We start from the raw sequence: 19,637 nt of genomic DNA, 5'->3' as shown, positions 1-19,637 counted from the left end.
TAATAATGAGGTAAAACAGGTATTTTTAGGCTGAATATATAGGCTTAAAAAGGCAAACCCGGGGAACTGAAACATCTAAGTACCCGGAGGAAAGGAAATCAATATGATACTCCCCTAGTAGCGGCGAGCGAACGGGGACCAGCCGAGCCATGAGTGTGATTAGAATGCGTTGGAATGCGCAACCAAAGTGGGTGATAGTCCCGTATAAGAAGCATGATTGGACGTATTAAGTAGGGCGGGACACGTGAAATCCTGTCTGAAGATCGGAGGACCACCTTCGAAGGCTAAGTACTCCTTACTGACCGATAGTGAACCAGTACCGTGAGGGAAAGGTGAAAAGCACCCCGACGAGGGGAGTGAAACAGTACCTGAAACCGAACGCCTACAATCAGTTGGAGCATCCTTGCGATGTGACAGCGTACCTTTTGTATAATGGGTCATCGACTTGGTCTCACGAGCAAGCTTAAGCCGTTAGGTGTAGGCGCAGCGAAAGCGAGTCTTAATAGGGCGTCGAGTTCGTGGGATCAGACCCGAAACCGAGTGATCTAGGCATGGCCAGGTTGAAGATAAGGTAACACTTATTGGAGGACCGAACCCACATCTGTTGAAAAAGATCGGGATGAGCTGTGCCTAGGGGTGAAAGGCCAATCAAACTCGGAGATAGCTGGTTCTCTGCGAAATCTATTTAGGTAGAGCGTCGACCGAATACCCTCGGGGGTAGAGCACTGGATGGGTAATGGGGCCCCACAGGCTTACTGATCCTAACCAAACTCCGAATACCGAGGAGTACTAGTCGGCAGACACACGGCGAATGCTAACGTCCGTCGTGGAGAGGGAAACAACCCTAACCTACAGCTAAGGCCCCTAATTCATGGCTAAGTGGGAAAGCAGGTGAGACGACCAAAACAACCAGGAGGTTGGCTTAGAAGCAGCCATCCTTTAAAGATAGCGTAACAGCTCACTGGTCTAAATAAGTTGTCTTGCGGCGAAGATGTAACGGGGCTCAAGCCATGAGCCGAAGCTTAGGATGCATTTATTGCATGGTAGCAGAGCGTAGTGTGACATAGTTCCATGTGTCCTTATCGTCCTTCGGGACGTATTGGACACGCGGAGCTTTCTGTGAAGCCGGCGCGTGAGCGATCCGGTGGAGAGATCACTAGTGAGAATGATGACATGAGTAGCGACAAAGAGTGTGAGAGACACTCTCGCCGAAAGTCCAAGGGTTCCTGCTTAAAGCTAATCTGAGCAGGGTAAGCCGACCCCTAAGGCGAGGCCGAAAGGCGTAGTCGATGGGAACCAGGTTAATATTCCTGGGCCAGATGGAAGTGACGGATCTCAAAGGTAGTTCATCCTTATCGGATTGAATGGGCTGCTTAGAGGTCCCTGGAAATAGCTCCATCGCTAGATCGTACCCTAAACCGACACAGGTGGACAGGTAGAGAATACCAAGGCGCTTGAGAGAACTATGTTGAAGGAACTCGGCAAAATACCTCCGTAAGTTCGCGAGAAGGAGGCCCGGTTCCTAGGCAACTAGGGGCTGGGGGCACAAACCAGGGGGTGGCGACTGTTTATTAAAAACACAGGGCTCTGCGAAGTCGTAAGACGACGTATAGGGTCTGACGCCTGCCCGGTGCCTGAAGGTTAAAAGGAGGGGTGAGAGCTCTGAATTGAAGCCCAGGTAAACGGCGGCCGTAACTATAACGGTCCTAAGGTAGCGAAATTCCTTGTCGGGTAAGTTCCGACCTGCACGAATGGCGTAACGACTTCCCCGCTGTCTCCAACATAGACTCAGCGAAATTGAATTACCGGTCAAGATGCCGGTTACCCGCGGTTAGACGGAAAGACCCCGTGCACCTTTACTACAGCTTCACACTGGCATTAGGCCGAACATGTGCAGGATAGGTGGTGGGCTTTGAAACCGAGACGCCAGTCTCGGTGGAGCCTCCCTTGAGATACCACCCTTGTTCTGCTTGATGTCTAACCGCGGACCGTTATCCGGTTCCGGGACCCTGTGTGGCGGGTAGTTTGACTGGGGCGGTCGCCTCCTAAATCGTAACGGAGGCGCGCGAAGGTTGGCTCAGAGCGGTCGGAAATCGCTCGTTGAGTGCAATGGCAGAAGCCAGCCTGACTGCGAGACTGACAAGTCGAGCAGAGTCGAAAGACGGCCATAGTGATCCGGTGGTCCCAAGTGGGAGGGCCATCGCTCAACGGATAAAAGGTACGCCGGGGATAACAGGCTGATACTGCCCAAGAGTCCATATCGACGGCAGTGTTTGGCACCTCGATGTCGGCTCATCTCATCCTGGGGCTGGAGCAGGTCCCAAGGGTACGGCTGTTCGCCGTTTAAAGAGGTACGTGAGCTGGGTTTAGAACGTCGTGAGACAGTTCGGTCCCTATCTTCCGTGGGTGTAGGATACTTGAGAGGAGTTGCCCCTAGTACGAGAGGACCGGGGTGAACGATCCACTGGTGGACCAGTTGTTATGCCAATAGCAGTGCTGGGTAGCTATGATCGGACAGGATAACCGCTGAAGGCATCTAAGCGGGAAGCCCCCCTCAAAACAAGGTATCCCTGAGAGCCGAGGTAGACCACCTCGTCGATAGGCCAGAGATGTAAGCGTAGTAATACGTTCAGTTGACTGGTACTAATTGCTCGATAGGCTTGATTTGATCCAGTAGAAGCAAGACTGCTTAAGCTGGTCAAAAGCATACACATACAATCAGTCGTACATGACTTGGACAAACAACGCTTTGCGCTCCATGAAGACGGAGCGGGAACGGGCATCCTTCGGATACCCCGCTTCCCGCCGCCGCTGCTGCAGAGCAAAGCGCTGCAGGAATTTATTTGGTTTGGTGATCATAGCGCGAGCAAAACACCTGGTCCCATCCCGAACCCAGCCGTTAAGTGCCGTAGCGCCGATGGTACTGCGTCTTAAGACGTGGGAGAGTAGGTCATCGCCAAACCTAATAAGTTCCTGATAACAGTATCTCTCAATACGAGACAAAACACACAAAACCGCCGCAGCACAAAGCTGTGGCGGTTTTGCGTTCGGGAGGCGTATCTTAATGACGCCCGGTCACAATAGGCGCTTTGCGCCGGTTGCTTGACCTCATCCCTCTGCCTGTCAAAGTGCTGCAAAGACATGCGGGGCGGGGAGGCTGATCATGGACATCGATACGCTATTTGGACTTGAAGGCAAAACTGCCCTCATCACCGGCGGGGCCACCGGCATCGGGCGTATGGCGGCGGAAGCCTTGGTGCGGGCTGGGGCACGGGTGCTGCTCGCCAGTCGGACGGGAGAAGCTTGTGTGGCAGTGGCCGAAGAGTTGAACGCGCTTGGGGCCAAGGGTCGCGCAGAAGGGTTCGCGGGGGACGTGAGCAGCGAAGCCGGAGTCGATGCCTTGGTGGCCGAGGTGCAGGCGCGCAGCGATCAATTGCATATCTTGATGAACAATGCTGGCGTCACTTGGGGAGCGCCGCTTGGGGCGTTTCCGTTCAAAGCATGGGACAAGGTGATGGGCGTCAATGTCGCTGGTCTTTTTGATTTGACCCAGAAGCTGTTGCCGCTGTTGCGGGCGGGTGCCACAGCAGATGATCCGGCACGGGTGGTGAATGTGGGATCGGTCATGGGAGAGCGGGAAATGGGCGATGGCGCTTATAGCTATGCGGCGTCAAAGGCGGCCGTTATTCATTTGAGTAAAATCCTCGCCAAAGAGCTCGCGCGCGACGCGATTACCGTCAATGCCCTTGCCCCCGGACCCTTTGTGTCGCGCATGACCGCCTTTGCGACACAAGACGAAGAGACCCGCGCCGCCGTGGGGCGTGATGTGCCACTCGGGCGCGTGGGGCGGGATGAGGACATCGCGGGCTCTATGCTGTTCCTATGCGGGAAAGGCGGGGCATATGTGACCGGTGCAGTGATCCCCGTGAGTGGGGGCATCAATGTGATGTCGGGACCAAATATTTTTGAAAGGGCATTATCGTGATTGAAAAATGCAAAGGATGTGAGGCTGCCCATGCGGGATGACAGTTATTTGCCCAAGGCGCTGCAAGGTCTGCGTCTGCCGCTTGTCGCATCACCGATGTTTATCCTATCCGGGCCAGAGTTGGTCATCGCGCAATGTAAGGCGGGGATCATTGGCTCCTTTCCGGCGCTGAACGCGCGGGAGGCCGAGGGAGAGCCGCCACTGCTCGATAAATGGTTGCGCCAAATCACCGAAGAATTGGACCGCTACAATCAGGCGAACCCAGATCAGCCGGCAGTCCCTTTCGCGGTGAACCAGATTGTTCACCGTTCCAACGGGCGGCTTGATCGCGATCTGGAAATCTGTGTCAAACATCGGGTGCCGATTTGGATCACTTCTCTTGGCGCGCGGGTTGAGGTTAATGAAGCGGCACATTCCTGTGGGGGCATTGCGCTGCATGATGTGATCAACAACCGTTTCGCGCGCAAGGCGATTGAGAAGGGCGCGGATGGGTTAATTGCAGTTGCTGCGGGCGCAGGGGGGCATGCGGGGCCGCAGTCTCCCTTCGCGCTCATCCGCGAGATACGCGAATGGTTTGACGGGCCGCTGCTGCTCTCGGGCGCTTTGGCGACGGGCGAGGGGCTTTTGGCGGCGCGGGCCATGGGGGCTGATCTGGGCTATATGGGCTCTGCCTTCATCGCCACGCAGGAGGCGAATGCGCAGGCCGCTTACAAAGACATGATCGTGCAGGGGGGGGCGGACGATATTGTGACTTCCTCGCTCTTTACCGGGGTGTCTGGCAATTATTTGCGGCCTTCGATCACGGCGGCGGGGTTAGACCCGGATAACCTTCCGTCGGCGGATGCGACATCGATGAACTTTGGGTCCGGCACATCAAAACCCAAAGCGTGGAAGGAAATCTGGGGCGCGGGGCAGGGCATCGGTGCGGTAAAAGAGATCGCTACGGTCGCTGACTTGGTGGCGCGGATCGAAGCGGAGTACAAGGCAGCGGGCAGGCGGCTGGCGGCGGAGTTTTCGGGATGACTTCTGACACCCAAAACATCGACGTCGCAGCGGTCAACCGCTGGCTTGAGGACAATTTGCCGGGGTATGCAGGCCCCTTAGAAGTGACGAAATTCCAAGCCGGCCAGTCCAATCCGACATTTTTGCTTGCGACGCCCGCACATAACTATGTGCTGCGGCGCAAGCCGCCCGGCGTGCTGTTGAAATCCGCCCATGCGGTGGATCGGGAGTTTCGCGTGCAAAAGGCGTTGGCTGGCAGTGAGGTGCCAGTCGCCAAGATGCATCTGCTCTGCGAAGACGAAAGTGTCATCGGCTCAATGTTCTATGTCATGGACCATGTGCCGGGCCGCAACTTTGGCGATCCGACCTTGCCAGAGCTGGCCCCAGCCGATCGTGCTGCGGTCATGGATGAGATGAACCGCGTTCTGGCTGCGCTTCATGATGTAGATATTGAAGCTGTGGGGCTCGCGGATTATGGCCCGCCGGGCAATTACTTTGAACGGCAGGTGGGCCGCTGGTCAAAACAATACCGCGCGTCAGAGACTGAGACGCAGCCTGATATGGACCAGCTGATAAAGCGTTTGGCCGATAATGTGCCAGCTGATGACGGACAGCGGACCCTGGTGCATGGCGACTACCGGATCGACAATATGATCTTTGATGCAACCGGCACCCAGTGCCGTGCCGTGCTGGATTGGGAGTTGTCCACCATCGGCCATCCCTTTGCCGACCTTGCTGCCGTGATCATGCAATGGCAGATGCCCGTCGGGGCGGAGGGCCGGGGGCTTGCCGGGGTCGACCGGGCAGCACAGGGTCTGCCCAGTGACGCGGCGTTTATCGCGGCCTATTGCGAAAGGCGCGGGCTGAGTGGGATCGACAACTTCGGCTACTACCTCGCCTTCTGTTTCTTCCGCATGGCGGCGATCATTCAAGGTGTGCTGAAGCGCGCGCTGGACGGCAATGCGTCGAACCCTGAGCATGGCAGACGGTTGGGCCAATATGTGCCGGTGTTCGCCCGCCATGGGTTGGAAGCGTTGGACAGCGGGCGCTAAGTCCCCGTCTTTGTTCTGACTTGTGGTTCGCCACAAAAGCTGTTGCTTGGGGAAAGCTCCCGAAACCAAAGGACCGAAAATGCGTGACGCCGCCCGCCAATTGCTAGACCTGCTGGACATCGAACAGCTCGAAGTCGATCTCTTTCGTGGCACCGGCGCGGGGGGCGAAACGACGATGCGCATCTTCGGTGGCCATGTCATCGCACAGGCGCTGATGGCGGCTTATCGCACCGTGCCGGACCGTGCCTGCCATTCGCTACATGCCTATTTCATCCGGCCCGGTGATCCGAAAATCCCGGTGATCTATCAGGTCGACCGCGCGCGCGATGGGGGCAGCTTTACCACGCGGCGGGTGGTGGCGATCCAGCACGGTAAGCAAATCCTTAACCTCTCGGCCTCTTTCCAGGTCGCGGAGGAGGGCTTCGATTGGCAACACGAGATGCCGCAGGTGTCCGGCCCCGAAAACTGGCCCGACCGTCCTGAGTTGCGCGCCGCTTTTGCCGAGAAACTGCCCGAGAAATACCGTAGCGATTTCCTACGCGAGCGGCCCATTGAAATTCGCGAGGTCGAGCCGCGTGATTTTCTAACGCCCGAAAAGGCCGGGGATAGTAACTATCTGTGGTTCCGCATGGCCGCCGCCGAGGGGCAGAACCCGGTGATGCAACACGCGCTTTTGGCCTATGCCTCTGACATGAACCTGCTCGGCTCCTCGCTGCGCCCCCATGGGTTGACGTGGTTTCAAGGCAGGGTGATGACCGCGAGCCTTGATCACGCGATGTGGTTTCACGCGCCGATCCGTTTTGATGAATGGCATCTTTATGCGTTGGATGCGCCATTTACGGGAGGCGCGCGTGGGTTCAACCGGGGGATGATTTATAATCAGAACGGGCAGTTGGTGGCGAGCGTGGCACAAGAAGGTTTGCTGCGCCCGATCCAGCCTAAAGGCGAAGATTAAGGGCTTCGCCTTTTCTGCAGGGCGATGCAGGCTGTGCCACCCGATGGACGCTTTCTAGCGGTTTTGCCACTTCTGCAAAGCGATGCAGCCTGTGCCGCCGGGTAGACGCTTTCTAGCTATTGTTTGGCATTCCAAACCGCCGGTTCAGCTTGCGCATGCCGCCGATCCAGCGCTCGTAGTCCTGTGCTTTGCCCCGCATATAGTCGCGCACCTGCGGGTGCGGTAGCACTAGAAACACCTCATCACGGATCGCCTGCACGCAGGCTTCGGCCACCGGTTCCGGTTCCAGCATCCCGTCAATCGCTGCGACATGATCCTCCAACCCGCGCATCATCTCTGTCCGCACAGCCTGCGGACAGAGGACCGAGACCTTGATGCCATCGTCGCCATAGGTCATCGCCAGCCATTCAGCGAGGCCAACAGCCGCGTGTTTCGTCACGCCGTAGGGCGCCGCCCCGACTTGATTGAGCAGCCCCGCCGCCGAGGCGGTGTTTAGCAGGTAGCCACCACCCCGCGCCCGCATCAGCGGCACCAGATGCCGCGCCGCGCGGACATGGCTCATCACGTTGATCTCCCAAATGCGCTGCCAGTCCGCGTCGGGTACTTCGACACCGCCCTCAACCGAGATACCGGCGTTGGAGCAAAACAGGTCGATCGGCCCGATCTCCCGCTCGACCTCTGCGATCAGTGTGGCGATTTCGGCCTCACGGGCGACATCGACGCGGAACGCTGTGCCGCCCACCACCGCCGCCGTCGCTTCGGCGCCCGCGCCGTCGATGTCCACGCAGACCAGATGCGCGGGCGCCTCCCGCGCGAACCGCAGCGCCAAAGCCCGCCCAATGCCGCTGGCAGCACCGGTGATAACAATGACGCGCCCCTGCAACTCCACGTCAGTTGCCGCCCTTCGTGCCGCGGGTGTTCGACGCCTGAAACGCCTTCACCTCGGCCCGCGCGATGACCTGATGATGCACCTCATCCGGCCCATCCGCGAACCGCAGCGCCCGCTGCCACGTGTACATACCCGACAACGGGCTCCATTGGCTCATCCCCGTTGCCCCATGCACCTGCATGGAGGCGTCAATAATCTCGCAAGCCTTCTCCGGCACCAGCGCCTTGATCATGCTGACCCAGATGCGCGCCTCTTTGTTGCCCAAGACATCCATCGCCTTGGCGGCTTTCAGCACCATGAGCCGCATCGCTTCGATGTCGATCCGCGCCCGGCTGATGGTTTCCATGTTCTTGCCAAGATCGATGATTTTCTTGCCGAAAGCTTCGCGGCTCAGACCGCGCTCAATCATCAAATCCAGCGCCTTTTCCGCAGCGCCGATAGAGCGCATGCAGTGGTGAATCCGCCCCGGCCCAAGCCGCACCTGACTGATCTCAAACCCGCGCCCTTCGCCCCAAAGCACGTTTTCGCGCGGCACCCGCACGTCGGTGAACCGGATGTGCATATGCCCATGCGGCGCGTCGTCATGGCCAAAGACATGCATCGGCCCAAGGATTTCCACCCCCGGCGTGTCCATCGGCACGAGGATCTGGCTCTGCTGGCGAAAAGTCTCGGCTTCGGGCGAGGTTTTCACCATCACAATCATGATCTTACAGCGCGGATCGCCCGCGCCGGAGATATAGAACTTCTCTCCGTTGATTACCCAATCATCCCCATCGAGCACCGCGCTCGTCGAGATATTGCGCGCGTCGGACGAGGCCACATCCGGCTCGGTCATCGCAAAAGCCGAGCGAATTTCACCGGCAAGCAGGGGCTTCAGCCAGCGTTCCTTTTGTTCCGGCGTGCCGACACGTTCCAGCACCTCCATATTCCCGGTATCGGGGGCAGAGCAGTTCAGGGTCTCTGGCGCCAGCGGGCTTTTGCCCAGTTCAGCGGCGATATAGGCGTAATCGAGGTTCGCCAGCCCTTCGCCCGTCTCGGCATTGGGCAGGAAAAAGTTCCACAACCCCGCGTCCCGCGCCTTTTGCTTGGCCCCGTCGAGCAGTTCCAACTGGCCGGGCGCATAGGACCAACGGTCGGCGCGGCCTTCGCCAAGGCGAAAGAACTCTTCGGTGATCGGATCAACATTCTCGCGTATGTGTTTGGTAACAGCGGCCAAAAGCGGTTTGGCCTTCTCTGACATTTCGAGATTGTTCATGTCCAAAGTCTGATCGATCATCCTGTGCTCCCGGTGGTGAAGGTAGACGCCGCGCCCCTCTGCCCGGCGGTCTTTGGGGCGAGCCTATGCAATCACCGCAGACTTGCCAATCGCGGGCAGGGTGCGCCGCGTTTTACGCCGCGTCACAGCTACGTTGAAATCTCTGCAGGCATGTCTAGATCAAGCCTATGACAGATGCATTGATCAAAGACGTCCTCACCCGCACCCGCCGCATCGCGGTGGTCGGCGTATCCCCGAACCCGGCACGGCCCAGCCACTATGTCGCGGAATATCTCGCGCAAAAGGGTTATGATGTGGTGCCGGTGAACCCGGTTCACGCGGGCAAGAAGGTCTTTGGCAAGACCATCGTCGCAAGCCTCGCGGAAATCGACCCGCCGGTGCAGATGGTCGATATCTTCCGCCGTTCCGAAGATGTGCCGCCTGTCGTCGAAGAGGCGCTTGAGGCTTTCCCCGATCTGGAAACGATCTGGATGCAAATGGGCATCACCAATGCCGAAGCGGCAGCCAAGGCCGAAGCACGCGGCGTGGACGTGATCCAAGACCGCTGCCCCAAAGTGGAAATCCCGCGCCTGCTAGGTTGATTACGTCCGCGCGGCCTTCTCGGCGATGCCCGAGGTCGACTGGCGGCGCGCCAATTCATCCAGCACATCGCTTAGCGGCACATCGCGTGCGGCGAGCATGACCAGCAAGTGATACAACACATCCGCAGCTTCCGAGGTGAGACCGGCGCGGTCGTTCTTGACCGCTTCAATGATCGCCTCAACAGCTTCCTCGCCAAATTTCTCGGCGCATTTCTCCGGCCCTTTGGCCAACAACTGCGCAGTCCAACTGCTCGAGGGATCAGCGCTCTTGCGGCTCAGGATTGTGGTGTAAAGGTCATCAAGCGTCATGTGAGCCTCATCGGAATGCCCGCCTCGGCCATATGCTGCTTGGCCTGATGAACGGTATATTCGCCGAAGTGAAAGATCGATGCTGCCAGCACAGCAGAGGCGCCGCCTTCAAGCACGCCACCAACGAGGTGATCCAAATTGCCAACCCCACCGGAGGCAATCACAGGCACTGAGACGGCATCAGAAATGGCGCGGGTGAGCGGCAGATTGAACCCCTGTTTGGTGCCGTCGCGGTCCATCGAGGTCAGCAAGATTTCCCCGGCACCCTTCGCGGCCACCGTGCGGGCGAACTCAACCGCGTCGATGCCCGTAGGTTTGCGCCCACCATGGGTGAATATCTCCCATTTGCCGGGGCTGACGGTTTTGGCATCAATCGCGCAGACGATGCACTGGCTGCCGAAATGATCAGCCGCCTCGGCAATGACGTTCGGGTTGGCCACGGCAGCGGAGTTAAAGCTCACCTTATCCGCCCCCGCCAGCAGCAAAGCCCGTACATCCGCCACCGTGCGCACGCCGCCGCCCACGGTCAGCGGGATATAGCAATGCTCTGCCGTGCGGGTGACCAGATCAAACATCGTGCCGCGGTTCTCATGGGTGGCATGAATGTCGAGAAAACAAAGCTCATCCGCCCCTGCCGCATCATAGGCGATAGCAGCATCCACCGGATCACCCGCATCGCGCAGGCCAACAAAATTCACACCTTTCACAACGCGCCCATCGGCCACGTCGAGGCAAGGAATGATGCGCGTTTTCAGCATCGCTTAGACCTTCAACATCTGCATGGCAGCCGCCAGATCAATCGCCCCATCATAAAGCGCCCGACCCGAAATCGCGCCCTCAATGACACCTGTGTCACGCAGGGCGGCAAGATCATCGAGCGAGGACACGCCGCCCGAAGCAATCACCGGAATAGACACGGCCCGCGCCAGATCGGCAGTGGCGCTGACATTCGGCCCGCCCATCGCGCCATCGCGGTTGATGTCTGTATAAATAATTGCCGCCACGCCTGCGTCTTCAAAAGACTTCGCCAGATCGGTCGCCATAACGTCCGTTTCCGTCGCCCAGCCCTTGGTCGCGACACGCCCGTTCCGCGCGTCGATCCCTACGGCCACTTGACCGGGGAAAGCGGCAGCGGCCTCACGCACGAGATCGGGATTTTCTACGGCCACGGTGCCCAGAATAACCCGCGCCAGCCCCTTATCGAGCCAGCTTTCAATGGTCGCCATATCGCGAATGCCACCGCCCAACTGAGCAGGCACCTTGCAAGCCTTTAAGATCGCCTCCACCGGCGCGGCATTCACGGGCGCACCGGCAAAGGCGCCATTAAGATCCACCAGATGCAGCCACTCACAACCGGCATCCACAAAGCTACGCGCCTGTGCTGCGGGGTCATCGTTAAACACGGTGGCGCGGTCCATGTCACCATGCACGAGGCGCACGGCCTGACCGTCTTTGAGATCGATGGCGGGGTAGAGGATCATGGCCGGGCCCTTGTTCTAAACGTTGGTTTCCTTTTGCACGTCGTCAGGGATTTTGCAACGCGACCCAAGGTCAATCTTGCCCGAAACAAAGTGATGGATAACAGTAATGCCAGATCGGGAGGAGAGATCATGAAACAGCTTTTTGCAGCAGCCTTTCTGGGCCTTGGCTTAACAGGCGCCGCCTACGCACAGGATCCGGCGGTCGGTATGTGGCAGACGCAGGTCGATGACGGCGCCTATGCCCATGTTAAAATGGCCCCCTGTGGCGGCGCAGTCTGCGGCACCATCGCGCGCACCTTTAATGACAGCGGGGAATATAAATCACCCAATATCGGCAAAACGCTTGTGATCGATATGAAACCCGAAGGCGGCGGCAAGTACGCGGGTAAAGTCTGGCGCCCGTCAAATGGCAAGATCTACATTGGCAAAATGAACGTCTCTGGCAAATCGCTAAAGCTTTCTGGCTGTGTGGCAGGCGGGCTTATCTGTTCCAAGCAGACATGGGTGCGCGTTAATTAGCGCGCGTTTAAAGCCACGAAAGCGAGAGGGCGCGGGTGAAATCTTCCGCGCCTTCTTTGCGTTTTGAGGGCGGCAGGCGCAGCGCAGCGGTATTTGTAAAAGGATGAAGATAAGGCATCTTCTTCCCTTTATCCTTTCTTAAATACCGTCCGACGGTGCAGCGGGCGGAGCGCTCGCTAGGGCGTCCAGGTTAGAAAGTTGGAGATCAGCCGCAACCCGGTGGTTTGGCTTTTCTCGGGATGGAACTGCATGCCCAACATCGTGTCGCGGCCAATGACCGCTGTGACTTCACCGCCGTAATCGACATGCGCCAGACGTTCTGCGGGGTCTGATACGGCCATGTGGTAGCTATGGACGAAATAGGTGTGATCGCCTGTTTCCAGTCCGGCGAAAACGGCGTGATCATGATCGATCACCAGATCGTTCCAGCCCATATGTGGCACTTTGAGTTTGGGGTCGGCCGGGGTGATTTGTGTTACCTCGCCGTCGATCCAGCCCAAGCCGGGGGTGTCTTGGTATTCGCGGCCCATGCTTGCCATAAGTTGCATGCCCACGCAGATGCCAAGGAAGGGGCGGCCTTTCTCTTCGACGGCTTCGACCATCGCGTCATAAAGACCACCTGCGCCTTTAAGTGCAGCCATACAGGCCGGGAAAGCACCATCACCAGGAAGCACGAGACGGTCGGCGCGGGAGACGACATCGGCGTCAGCTGTAACGATAACATCACCTGCGCCGCTTTCGCGGGCCATGCGTTCGAATGCCTTATGCGCCGAGTGCAGATTGCCGGATTCGTAGTCGATAATTGCGGTTAGCATCGGATCACAGCGCGCCTTTGGTCGAGGGGATGGCGTCGGCCTTGCGGGGGTCGGTCTCGACCGCTTCGCGCAGGGCGCGGGCGACGGATTTGAAAGCTGCTTCGGCGATGTGGTGGCTGTTGAACCCGTGCAGCGCGTCGACATGCAGGGTGATGCCGCCGTGTGTGCTCAGCGCTTGGAAAAACTCGCGCACCAGTTCAGTGTCAAATTTGCCGATGCTGCTGGACGGGAAATCGACGTTCCAGATCAGGAAAGGACGTGCGGAGAGGTCGAGCGCGCAGCGGATCTGTGCGTCGTCCATGGCGAGCAGACAGGACCCGTAGCGCCGGATGCCGCGTTTGTCGCCAAGTGCTTCGGTCAGCGCTTGGCCCAGCGTGATGCCAACATCTTCGACCGTGTGGTGATCGTCGATATGCAGATCGCCTTTGGCCCGCACTTTGATGTCGATCAGCGAGTGACGCGACAGTTGATCGAGCATGTGATCGAAGAACCCGACGCCGGTTTCATTGTCATAGCTGCCGCTACCGTCGAGATTGATCTCCACGGTGACATCGGTTTCGGCGGTGGTGCGGGTCAGGGTGCTGCGGCGCATGGGGCGTCTCCGGGAGGCTATTGCTGCGCCCTTATAGCAGGGCGGCGCGCCGCGCCAAGCCCAAGCGGGGGATCGCAGACTGATGGGCGCCCAGAGATCGGGGATTGCGGGCGCGGGGTCCATATGTCAGCTTGTGGCGTATCCCAGAAAGAGGCGCGACATGACCACCTGCGTATTCATCCAGATCCGCTGCCGCCCCGGCACGACCTATAGCGTGGCCGAGGACATCGCTCTGCGCGAGATCCACTCTGAGCTTTACTCGACCTCCGGTGAATATGACCTGCTGATGAAGCTCTATATCCCCAAAGGGGAAGACGTTGGCGTCTATATCAACGACAATCTGTTGGACATTGAAGGTATTGAGCGCTCCCTCACCACGATGACCTTTAAGGTCTTTTAGGGTGCGCATTGCCGCCCTTTGCGGAACGTTGATTTTGGCGCTGGTCCCGCTGGGCGCATCGGCGGAGAGCCGGATCTATGAAGGCTCTGAGGCGGCGGCCTTGCGCTGTGCCAACACGCTGGCCTTGACGGCGGTGGCGCTATCGGGGGCGGGCTTGGTCGGAGAGGGTGAAAAGCAAGTGATGCTGGGCATCACGGTGCGTATCCTCGACCGGCATGTGACAGGCACCTGGGCGCAGAAACGCGCGGCGATGGAGGTCATGCGCGACCGTCGGTCGGTGCCGGATACGCTGGAAGATTACCGCCGAAACGCCGTGCGCTGTCTGGCGCAGTTTCCAATCAATTAACGCGAGATGGAACGCGCTTTCGCGCGTCCCGCTGCTTAGTGGGCCGCGGACACAGCAGGTCTGCGCAGCGAAACGGCCTCTGGTTTGACCTTTTGACGTGATGCCACCCGGCGGATCGCGCGGTCAAAGGTCTTGCGCACGCGCTGAGTGCGGCTGGCATTGGGCTGGATCGGCCCGCCAACCGAGAGGGTGACCGGCATATTGCGGCCATCGCTGTGACGCAAATCTACCGCGTCTAATTCTTCTTGGATCATGCCTTCGATCTCTGGCCAGCCGGGCAGGCTGTCGCCGGTTACGATGCTTAGGATCGTCCCACAGCCGTTATGGGTCATCAGCAGTTGCGGGCAGTCGACAACCTTGGCAATGCTCGACGCCGCTGCGGCGATTGTACGGGCGAATTCGCTGCTGGTGCTATTGGCATAGATATCTTCAATGCCTTCGATCTTGGTGGCAAAAACCTGACAGATATCAAGGTGCTGGCGCGAGAGCTGGCTGAGGTAATTGCCCAGCGAGAAGGGCAGAACCAGTTGCTCGACCCCGTAGATATGGACGGGATCTTCGAGGCGGAATTCATGCACACCGGGCGCTGCATCATCCGCAAGGGCGTTCAGATCAAGACGCGGCGCTTTTTCGGTGTTCTCCAACATCCGTTCGGCCACATGCACCCGCGTTGCTATATCTTTGACGTCGAAAGGTTTGGTGACGTAGTCATTCGCGCCCGCAGCAAAGGCCCGTTCAATAGAGGCGGCATCTGAGCGTAGCGTCACCATAAGGATAGGTGTGTTCTGGTAGTCCTTCAGGGCGCGCACTTTGCGACACAGGGTGATGCCATCCATTTCCGGCATTTCGATGTCGAGCAGCAGACAGTCAAAAGGCTCTTTGCTTTCGTTCAGCAGGGCAAGGGCTGCGGCGCCGGAATCGGCGATGGTCAGATGGGGATATTCGGCCTCGCGGAAAACGATCGGCAGCAGTTCGCGGATAAAGGGATCGTCGTCGACAGCAAGGATTTTCATGTTCAGCACCTGTTTCGTTGGGGCGGACGGGCAGCCAGGGAATGTGTTTACAACTTGTTTACATTTACGCGGATAAACTCGGCGAAATTGTGACGATACTGCATCTTTCGGCGGCGCGGCTCTCCATTCCGTGTCTTCCGCGTACAAGTGGCAATAACCCGCTTGTGGCGGGCGGTTATGTACGAATGCGTATCTTTAATTGGGGTAAGGGCAGCAGTTTCACGCGTCTTTGCCAAGGACAACGTGGGGTCATGTGGCCGCGATTGTTCAATCTGGGCGGGAAGGTGCTGTTTGTGTGACTTTAAGGCGCTGTCATGACCAGAAGCGCGCCCGCCCGACCTTGAGGCCGAGCGGTTTGGGTGTTTGTACCGTGTTTTAGGGGAGTTTCGCGGCGACCTCTGCCTGTACCTTTTCAGCAGCGGCTTCTTTGACAGGACCATAACCACGGATTTCCATCGGTGCGCTGAGCACCTCAAGCGCCGTGTCATGGGGCAGGGCGGGCGCGGCCTGCATCACGCCTTCGTACCATTCGATCAGCGCCACTTCGAGCTTGCGGTCCGCGCCATAGCTGAAAGGGTCAGCCCATGTGCCGCGCAGGGGTTTCATCGCGGCCAACAGGTCAAAGGCGCGACCCATCCGCGGGCCGAACTTGCGTTTGTTGGGCCGTCCCCGGCCATCTTTACCAGTAGGCCATGCCGGCGGGGCGAGGTGGTAATGCACCTTGTAGTCGCCCTCAAAAGTGTCGGCGATGCGTTCCTCGAACCCGCTTTGGCGGTGCAGGCGGGCAACCTCGTATTCATCCTTATAGGCCATAAGTTTGAACAGCGATTTGGCGGCCGCCCGCAGCAGGTCATCCGACCGCGGAGGCAGGCTTGCTGCAAGCCGATCCAACTGTGACTTGTAGCGCTCCGCATAGGCCGCGTTTTGGTAGTCGGTGAGAAACGCCATCCGCCGCGCGATCAGGCTCTCGACCGCCTCATCAACCGCCGGTTCAGGGGCAAGGTGCTTCTCAATCGCTTCGGGGTTTTCAGCCATGACGCGACCAAAGCCAAAGGCGGCGCGGTTTTTGTCTGGCACGACGCCGTTCAACTCAATCGCTTGTTCAAGTGCTGTAAGCGACACCGGCACCAGCCCCTTTTGCCATGCGAAACCCAGCATCATCACATTGGCAAAAACAGCATCCCCCATCAGCACTTCGGCCATGCGGTTGGCGTCAAAGGCGCTGAGGTTCTCAGCCCCCACCGCCTGCGCGATCACCGCCTCACGGTCGTCGATGCGCAAATCAGCATCGCGGTTCAGCACCAGATCGCCAGTGGGCATCTCCGCGCGGTTCAGCACCATGCGGGTGCCGCGGCGGTAGTGAGCCGAGGCTTTCGGCGCGGAACTAACGACCATATCGCAGCCGATCACCGCGTCGGCGGCGGCTTGATCGATGCGCACTTGATGCACGTCTTCGGGCCGCTGGGCGAGGCGGACATAGCCGAGCACGGTGCCGAACTTTTGTGCAAAGCCGGTGAAATCGAGCACGCTGGAACCCAAACCTTCGAGATGGGCTGCCATCGTGATAAGCGCGCCCACGGTGACCACGCCGGTGCCGCCAACGCCGGTCACCAGCAGGTTGAAGGGTTGGTCGAGCTTGGGCAATTCGGGCATCGACAATTGCGCCGAAAGCCCCGCCACATCCAGCCCCGCGCCCGAGCGTTTGCGACGGCTGCCGCCTTCGATCGTAACGAAGGAGGGGCAGAAGCCGTTAAGACAGGAGTAATCTTTGTTGCAGGTCGATTGGTTGATCTGCCGCTTGGTTCCGAACTCGGTCTTCTTTGGCTCGACACTGAGGCAGTTGGATTCCAACGAACAGTCGCCGCAGCCTTCGCAGACCAGATCGTTGATCATCACGAATTTCTTTGGGTCATCCATCAGCCCGCGTTTGCGCTTGCGGCGCTTTTCAGTGGCGCAGGTCTGTTCATATATCAGCACGGTGACGCCGGGGATCTCGCGCAGCTCGCGCTGCACACGGTCCAGATCGCGGCGGTGGTCGAAACTGGTCTCGGCGGGGAAGTCTGCTTTGGCCAGCAATTCGGGCCGGTCCGAGACCAGCGCGATCCGTTTGACCCCTTCCGCCCGGCAGGCCTGCGCAATGGCCGCGACGGACACCGGGCCATCTACTGGCTGACCGCCGGTCATAGCGACCGCGTCATTGTAGAGGATTTTGTAGGTAATATTCGTCTTGGCCGCGACCGCTTGGCGGATGGCCAGTGAGCCTGAGTGATACCACGTGCCTTCGCCCAAGTTCTGGAAGACATGTTTGTTGCCGTTGAACATTGAGGTCGCGATCCACGGCACCCCTTCGCCGCCCATCTGGGCAAAGCCTGCAGTGTCCCGGTCCATCCAGGACGCCATGACGTGACAGCCGATACCAGAGTTGGCCTTGGACCCTTCGGGCAGTTTGGTGGACGAGTTATGCGGACAGCCGGAACAGAAGTAAGGGGTGCGGGTGGCCCCTTCGACGTTAAGCAAGATCGGCGGTTGGTTGGTTAACGCGCGGGCTTTTTCGACGAGGTTCTCTTCGGGGAAAAAAGCATGCAGACGGGCCGCGATGATGGGCGCGAGTTTCAGCGGTGAGAGTTCACCCGTCCACGGCACCAACTCCTGCAGGTTCTCGTCATGCTTGCCGACCATCCGTGCGGGTTTGGAGCCGGGCCAGTCGTAGAACGCTTCCTTAAATTGGCTTTCAATGATGCCACGTTTCTCTTCGATCACAAGGACTTCGCGCTTGCCCTTCACAAAGTCCAGCGCGTCATCCACCGCCAGCGGCCAGACCATGCCGATCTTGTAGATGTCGATGCCGAGTTCGCGACATTTCGCTTCGCCCAGACCCAGCAGGCGCAGCGCCTCCATCGTGTCGAGATGGCCTTTGCCCGTGGTGACGATACCGAAATTGGCATTCTGTGTGTCATAGATATGCCGGTCGATCGGGTTCGCGCGGAGAAAGGCTTGCACAGCTTCCAGCTTATGATGAATGCGCGTTTCAATCTCGGGCGAGGGCAGGTCGCCCAGACGCACATGCAGCCCGCCGGGCGGGGCGGTATAGTCGGGCTGGTTAAACACCCGGTCCGGGGTCAGTTCTACCGATGCGCCGCTTTCGACAGTCTCTGAGATCGCTTTGAAGCCGACCCAAGTGCCAGAAAAACGCGAAAGCGCGATGCCGTATTCGCCAAAGGCCTGATATTCAGCCACCGAAGCCGGGTTCAGCGTCGGCATGAACCACGACATGAAGGCCACATCAGATTGATGCGGCATAGAGGACGACACACAACCATGGTCATCCCCCGCCACCACGAGCACACCGCCCTTGGGCGCGGAGCCATAGGCATTGCCGTGTTTCAGCGCATCGCCTGAGCGGTCCACCCCCGGCCCTTTGCCGTACCACATGGAAAAGACGCCTTCGACCTCTGCATGGGGGTCAAGATGTGCCTGCTGCGCACCTAACACTGCGGTGGCGCCGAGGTCTTCGTTCACGGCGGGTAGGAATTTTACGCCCGCCTTTTCCACGCGGTCTTTGATGCGCCAGTATTCAAGGTCGAGCCCGCCCAGGGGCGAGCCGCGATAGCCTGAGACAAAGCCAGCGGTCTTGAGCCCCGCCTCCCGATCCCGGCGGGCCTGATCCAGCATGATCCGCACCAAGGCCTGTGTCCCGGTCAGAAAGACGCGGCCTTCGGTCAGGTCATAGCGGTCATCGAGTTTATAAGTGGTAAATTCGCGCGGCTGTTCTGTCATTTGGGGACTCCTCCGTATGGAAGTATAGAGCAAAAGCCGTGGTTTTTCGCTCCTTTCTGTCTGGCGGATGGGCGATATTTTGAATAGGTTTTCCGCTCAGTACGAAAAATGTGAAAGAATATTTCTATGACAACCTTAGACGCGACAGACCGTCAGCTTGTCACCTTGCTTCAACAGGATTCCCGCCTGCCCAACGCGCAACTGGCCGAAAAGCTGAACATTTCAGCCTCCGCCTGCTGGCGGCGGGTGAAAGCGCTGGAGCAGGCGGGGGTGATCAAACGCTATGCGGCGATTGTCGATCCCAAAGCGATGGGGCTGAGGTTTGAAGCGATGGTTCATGTCCATCTTACCCGCCATGATGCGGCAGCTTTGGCGAGTTTCATCAGCGCGATCCAGACCCGCAAGGAGGTGACGGAATGTTTTGCCACCACCGGGCAGGCCGACTATCACCTGCGCATCCTGTGCCGCGATATCGAAGCCTATAACGCTTTTCTTGAAAGCTTTCTCTTCCTGCACCCGGCGGTGAATTCTGCCACGACCAATGTGATCCTGCGGCAGATAAAATCCGATGCGCCAATTGCTGGATGAACGCTGGGGCCGTCTTTTGCTCAGCCTTGGTCGGAATTGGACATTTGCGCGGATGGG

General features: G+C 58.7%; 19 protein-coding genes and 2 rRNA genes. 11 read left to right on the top strand and 10 right to left on the bottom strand.

All coding sequences use genetic code 11. From position 1 onward, the window contains the following. Nucleotides 1-2,668: ribosomal RNA gene (locus HTT03_RS06165) — 23S ribosomal RNA — on the top strand; the annotation flags it as partial. A 50-nt stretch (nt 2,669-2,718) separates the two neighbouring features. Here the strand turns inward: HTT03_RS06165 and HTT03_RS06160 are convergent. After that, nucleotides 2,719-2,859: a hypothetical protein gene (locus HTT03_RS06160; protein ID WP_174858001.1), complete on the bottom strand. Its 141-nt coding sequence runs from the start codon at nt 2,857-2,859 to the stop codon at nt 2,719-2,721. On the opposite strand from HTT03_RS06160, the gene rrf reads away from it, so the two are divergent. The 5 genes from rrf (at nt 2,848) to HTT03_RS06135 (ending at nt 6,994) form a co-directional block, all read left to right on the top strand. Further along, nucleotides 2,848-2,962: ribosomal RNA gene (gene rrf, locus HTT03_RS06155) — 5S ribosomal RNA — on the top strand. The two genes, HTT03_RS06160 and rrf, sit on opposite strands and share 12 nt — an antisense overlap. 201 nt (nt 2,963-3,163) lie before the next feature. Beyond that, a complete protein-coding gene (locus HTT03_RS06150) occupies nt 3,164-3,985 on the top strand; it encodes an SDR family oxidoreductase (protein WP_174858953.1) in 822 nt (273 codons plus the stop codon). A gap of 30 nt (nt 3,986-4,015) precedes the next feature. After that, nucleotides 4,016-5,008 carry an NAD(P)H-dependent flavin oxidoreductase gene (locus HTT03_RS06145; protein WP_174858952.1) on the top strand — a complete coding sequence of 331 codons (993 nt, stop codon included), beginning with the start codon at nt 4,016-4,018 and terminating at the stop codon, nt 5,006-5,008. Then, nucleotides 5,005-6,039: a phosphotransferase family protein gene (locus HTT03_RS06140; RefSeq protein WP_174858951.1), complete on the top strand. Its 1,035-nt coding sequence runs from the start codon at nt 5,005-5,007 to the stop codon at nt 6,037-6,039. Before HTT03_RS06145 ends, HTT03_RS06140 begins: the two co-directional genes overlap by 4 nt. A gap of 79 nt (nt 6,040-6,118) precedes the next feature. Then, nucleotides 6,119-6,994 (top strand): acyl-CoA thioesterase, encoded by an 876-nt coding sequence (locus tag HTT03_RS06135; RefSeq protein WP_174858950.1) that lies wholly within the window; start codon nt 6,119-6,121, stop codon nt 6,992-6,994. Nucleotides 6,995-7,106: 112 nt separating this feature from the next. Here HTT03_RS06135 and HTT03_RS06130 read toward each other — a convergent pair whose 3' ends face one another. Continuing rightward, nucleotides 7,107-7,883 (bottom strand): SDR family NAD(P)-dependent oxidoreductase, encoded by a 777-nt coding sequence (locus HTT03_RS06130; protein WP_174858949.1) that lies wholly within the window; start codon nt 7,881-7,883, stop codon nt 7,107-7,109. 1 nt (nt 7,884) lies between these two features. Next, nucleotides 7,885-9,159, bottom strand: a complete 1,275-nt coding sequence (locus HTT03_RS06125; RefSeq protein WP_425506298.1) for an acyl-CoA dehydrogenase family protein — start codon at nt 9,157-9,159, stop codon at nt 7,885-7,887. Nucleotides 9,160-9,326: 167 nt separating this feature from the next. Here HTT03_RS06125 and HTT03_RS06120 point away from each other — a divergent pair, with 167 nt between their 5' ends. Beyond that, nucleotides 9,327-9,740: a CoA-binding protein gene (locus HTT03_RS06120; protein WP_174858948.1), complete on the top strand. Its 414-nt coding sequence runs from the start codon at nt 9,327-9,329 to the stop codon at nt 9,738-9,740. On the opposite strand, the gene HTT03_RS06115 is transcribed toward HTT03_RS06120, so the two are convergent. The 3 genes from HTT03_RS06115 to hisA are packed head-to-tail and all read right to left on the bottom strand — an operon-like array spanning nt 9,741 to nt 11,530. After that, nucleotides 9,741-10,049, bottom strand: coding sequence for a phosphoribosyl-ATP diphosphatase (locus tag HTT03_RS06115; protein ID WP_174858947.1), 309 nt, complete (start codon nt 10,047-10,049; stop codon nt 9,741-9,743). Beyond that, nucleotides 10,046-10,807, bottom strand: coding sequence for an imidazole glycerol phosphate synthase subunit HisF (gene hisF, locus HTT03_RS06110; RefSeq protein ID WP_174858946.1), 762 nt, complete (start codon nt 10,805-10,807; stop codon nt 10,046-10,048). The genes HTT03_RS06115 and hisF overlap by 4 nt, the downstream gene beginning before the upstream one ends. Before the next feature lie 3 nt (nt 10,808-10,810). After that, complete coding sequence (gene hisA / locus HTT03_RS06105) at nt 10,811-11,530, bottom strand: 1-(5-phosphoribosyl)-5-[(5-phosphoribosylamino)methylideneamino]imidazole-4-carboxamide isomerase (RefSeq protein ID WP_174858945.1); 720 nt, start codon at nt 11,528-11,530, stop codon at nt 10,811-10,813. A gap of 129 nt (nt 11,531-11,659) precedes the next feature. On the opposite strand from hisA, the gene HTT03_RS06100 reads away from it, so the two are divergent. Then, the gene (locus tag HTT03_RS06100) at nt 11,660-12,049 is read left to right on the top strand and encodes a DUF2147 domain-containing protein (RefSeq protein WP_174858944.1); all 390 of its coding nucleotides are present in this window, start codon (nt 11,660-11,662) and stop codon (nt 12,047-12,049) included. A 176-nt stretch (nt 12,050-12,225) separates the two neighbouring features. On the opposite strand, the gene hisH is transcribed toward HTT03_RS06100, so the two are convergent. Together hisH and hisB are read right to left on the bottom strand one after the other, a co-directional pair. Next, on the bottom strand, nt 12,226-12,864 hold the full coding sequence (gene hisH / locus HTT03_RS06095) for an imidazole glycerol phosphate synthase subunit HisH (protein WP_174858943.1): 639 nt from the start codon (nt 12,862-12,864) through the stop codon (nt 12,226-12,228). Nucleotides 12,865-12,868: 4 nt separating this feature from the next. Next, the gene (gene hisB / locus HTT03_RS06090; protein WP_174858942.1) at nt 12,869-13,456 is read right to left on the bottom strand and encodes an imidazoleglycerol-phosphate dehydratase HisB; all 588 of its coding nucleotides are present in this window, start codon (nt 13,454-13,456) and stop codon (nt 12,869-12,871) included. Nucleotides 13,457-13,616: 160 nt separating this feature from the next. Here hisB and HTT03_RS06085 point away from each other — a divergent pair, with 160 nt between their 5' ends. Then, complete coding sequence (locus HTT03_RS06085) at nt 13,617-13,856, top strand: Lrp/AsnC ligand binding domain-containing protein (RefSeq protein WP_174858941.1); 240 nt, start codon at nt 13,617-13,619, stop codon at nt 13,854-13,856. Between the two features lies 1 nt (nt 13,857). After that, complete coding sequence (locus HTT03_RS06080; RefSeq protein WP_343035707.1) at nt 13,858-14,202, top strand: hypothetical protein; 345 nt, start codon at nt 13,858-13,860, stop codon at nt 14,200-14,202. A gap of 35 nt (nt 14,203-14,237) precedes the next feature. On the opposite strand, the gene HTT03_RS06075 is transcribed toward HTT03_RS06080, so the two are convergent. Further along, nucleotides 14,238-15,215 carry a response regulator gene (locus HTT03_RS06075; protein WP_174858940.1) on the bottom strand — a complete coding sequence of 326 codons (978 nt, stop codon included), beginning with the start codon at nt 15,213-15,215 and terminating at the stop codon, nt 14,238-14,240. 375 nt (nt 15,216-15,590) lie between these two features. Further along, complete coding sequence (locus HTT03_RS06070; protein WP_174858939.1) at nt 15,591-18,992, bottom strand: indolepyruvate ferredoxin oxidoreductase family protein; 3,402 nt, start codon at nt 18,990-18,992, stop codon at nt 15,591-15,593. Nucleotides 18,993-19,118: 126 nt separating this feature from the next. Between HTT03_RS06070 and HTT03_RS06065 the strand changes: the two genes are divergently transcribed. Next, nucleotides 19,119-19,580: an Lrp/AsnC family transcriptional regulator gene (locus HTT03_RS06065; protein ID WP_174858938.1), complete on the top strand. Its 462-nt coding sequence runs from the start codon at nt 19,119-19,121 to the stop codon at nt 19,578-19,580. The last annotated feature ends 57 nt before the right edge of the window (nt 19,581-19,637 follow it).

This window comes from Sulfitobacter maritimus (assembly GCF_013346665.1).
GTDB classification, from domain to species: Bacteria; Pseudomonadota; Alphaproteobacteria; order Rhodobacterales; family Rhodobacteraceae; genus Sulfitobacter; species Sulfitobacter maritimus.
The sequence above is the reverse complement of the archived record's forward strand: the minus strand, read 5'-3'. Positions and strand labels throughout refer to the sequence as shown.

Bases quoted from the DNA above. Each gene is read 5' to 3' on its own strand.
- HTT03_RS06160 (WP_174858001.1), bottom strand. From the start codon at position 2,859: ATGATCACCAAACCAAATAAATTCCTGCAGCGCTTTGCTCTGCAGCAG.
- HTT03_RS06150 (WP_174858953.1), top strand. From the start codon at position 3,164: ATGGACATCGATACGCTATTTGGACTTGAAGGCAAAACTGCCCTCATC.
- HTT03_RS06145 (WP_174858952.1), top strand. From the start codon at position 4,016: ATGCGGGATGACAGTTATTTGCCCAAGGCGCTGCAAGGTCTGCGTCTG.
- HTT03_RS06140 (WP_174858951.1), top strand. From the start codon at position 5,005: ATGACTTCTGACACCCAAAACATCGACGTCGCAGCGGTCAACCGCTGG.
- HTT03_RS06135 (WP_174858950.1), top strand. From the start codon at position 6,119: ATGCGTGACGCCGCCCGCCAATTGCTAGACCTGCTGGACATCGAACAG.
- HTT03_RS06125 (WP_425506298.1), bottom strand. From the start codon at position 9,159: ATGATCGATCAGACTTTGGACATGAACAATCTCGAAATGTCAGAGAAG.
- HTT03_RS06120 (WP_174858948.1), top strand. From the start codon at position 9,327: ATGACAGATGCATTGATCAAAGACGTCCTCACCCGCACCCGCCGCATC.
- HTT03_RS06115 (WP_174858947.1), bottom strand. From the start codon at position 10,049: ATGACGCTTGATGACCTTTACACCACAATCCTGAGCCGCAAGAGCGCT.
- hisF (WP_174858946.1), bottom strand. From the start codon at position 10,807: ATGCTGAAAACGCGCATCATTCCTTGCCTCGACGTGGCCGATGGGCGC.
- hisA (WP_174858945.1), bottom strand. From the start codon at position 11,530: ATGATCCTCTACCCCGCCATCGATCTCAAAGACGGTCAGGCCGTGCGC.
- HTT03_RS06100 (WP_174858944.1), top strand. From the start codon at position 11,660: ATGAAACAGCTTTTTGCAGCAGCCTTTCTGGGCCTTGGCTTAACAGGC.
- hisH (WP_174858943.1), bottom strand. From the start codon at position 12,864: ATGCTAACCGCAATTATCGACTACGAATCCGGCAATCTGCACTCGGCG.
- hisB (WP_174858942.1), bottom strand. From the start codon at position 13,456: ATGCGCCGCAGCACCCTGACCCGCACCACCGCCGAAACCGATGTCACC.
- HTT03_RS06085 (WP_174858941.1), top strand. From the start codon at position 13,617: ATGACCACCTGCGTATTCATCCAGATCCGCTGCCGCCCCGGCACGACC.
- HTT03_RS06075 (WP_174858940.1), bottom strand. From the start codon at position 15,215: ATGAAAATCCTTGCTGTCGACGACGATCCCTTTATCCGCGAACTGCTG.
- HTT03_RS06070 (WP_174858939.1), bottom strand. From the start codon at position 18,992: ATGACAGAACAGCCGCGCGAATTTACCACTTATAAACTCGATGACCGC.
- HTT03_RS06065 (WP_174858938.1), top strand. From the start codon at position 19,119: ATGACAACCTTAGACGCGACAGACCGTCAGCTTGTCACCTTGCTTCAA.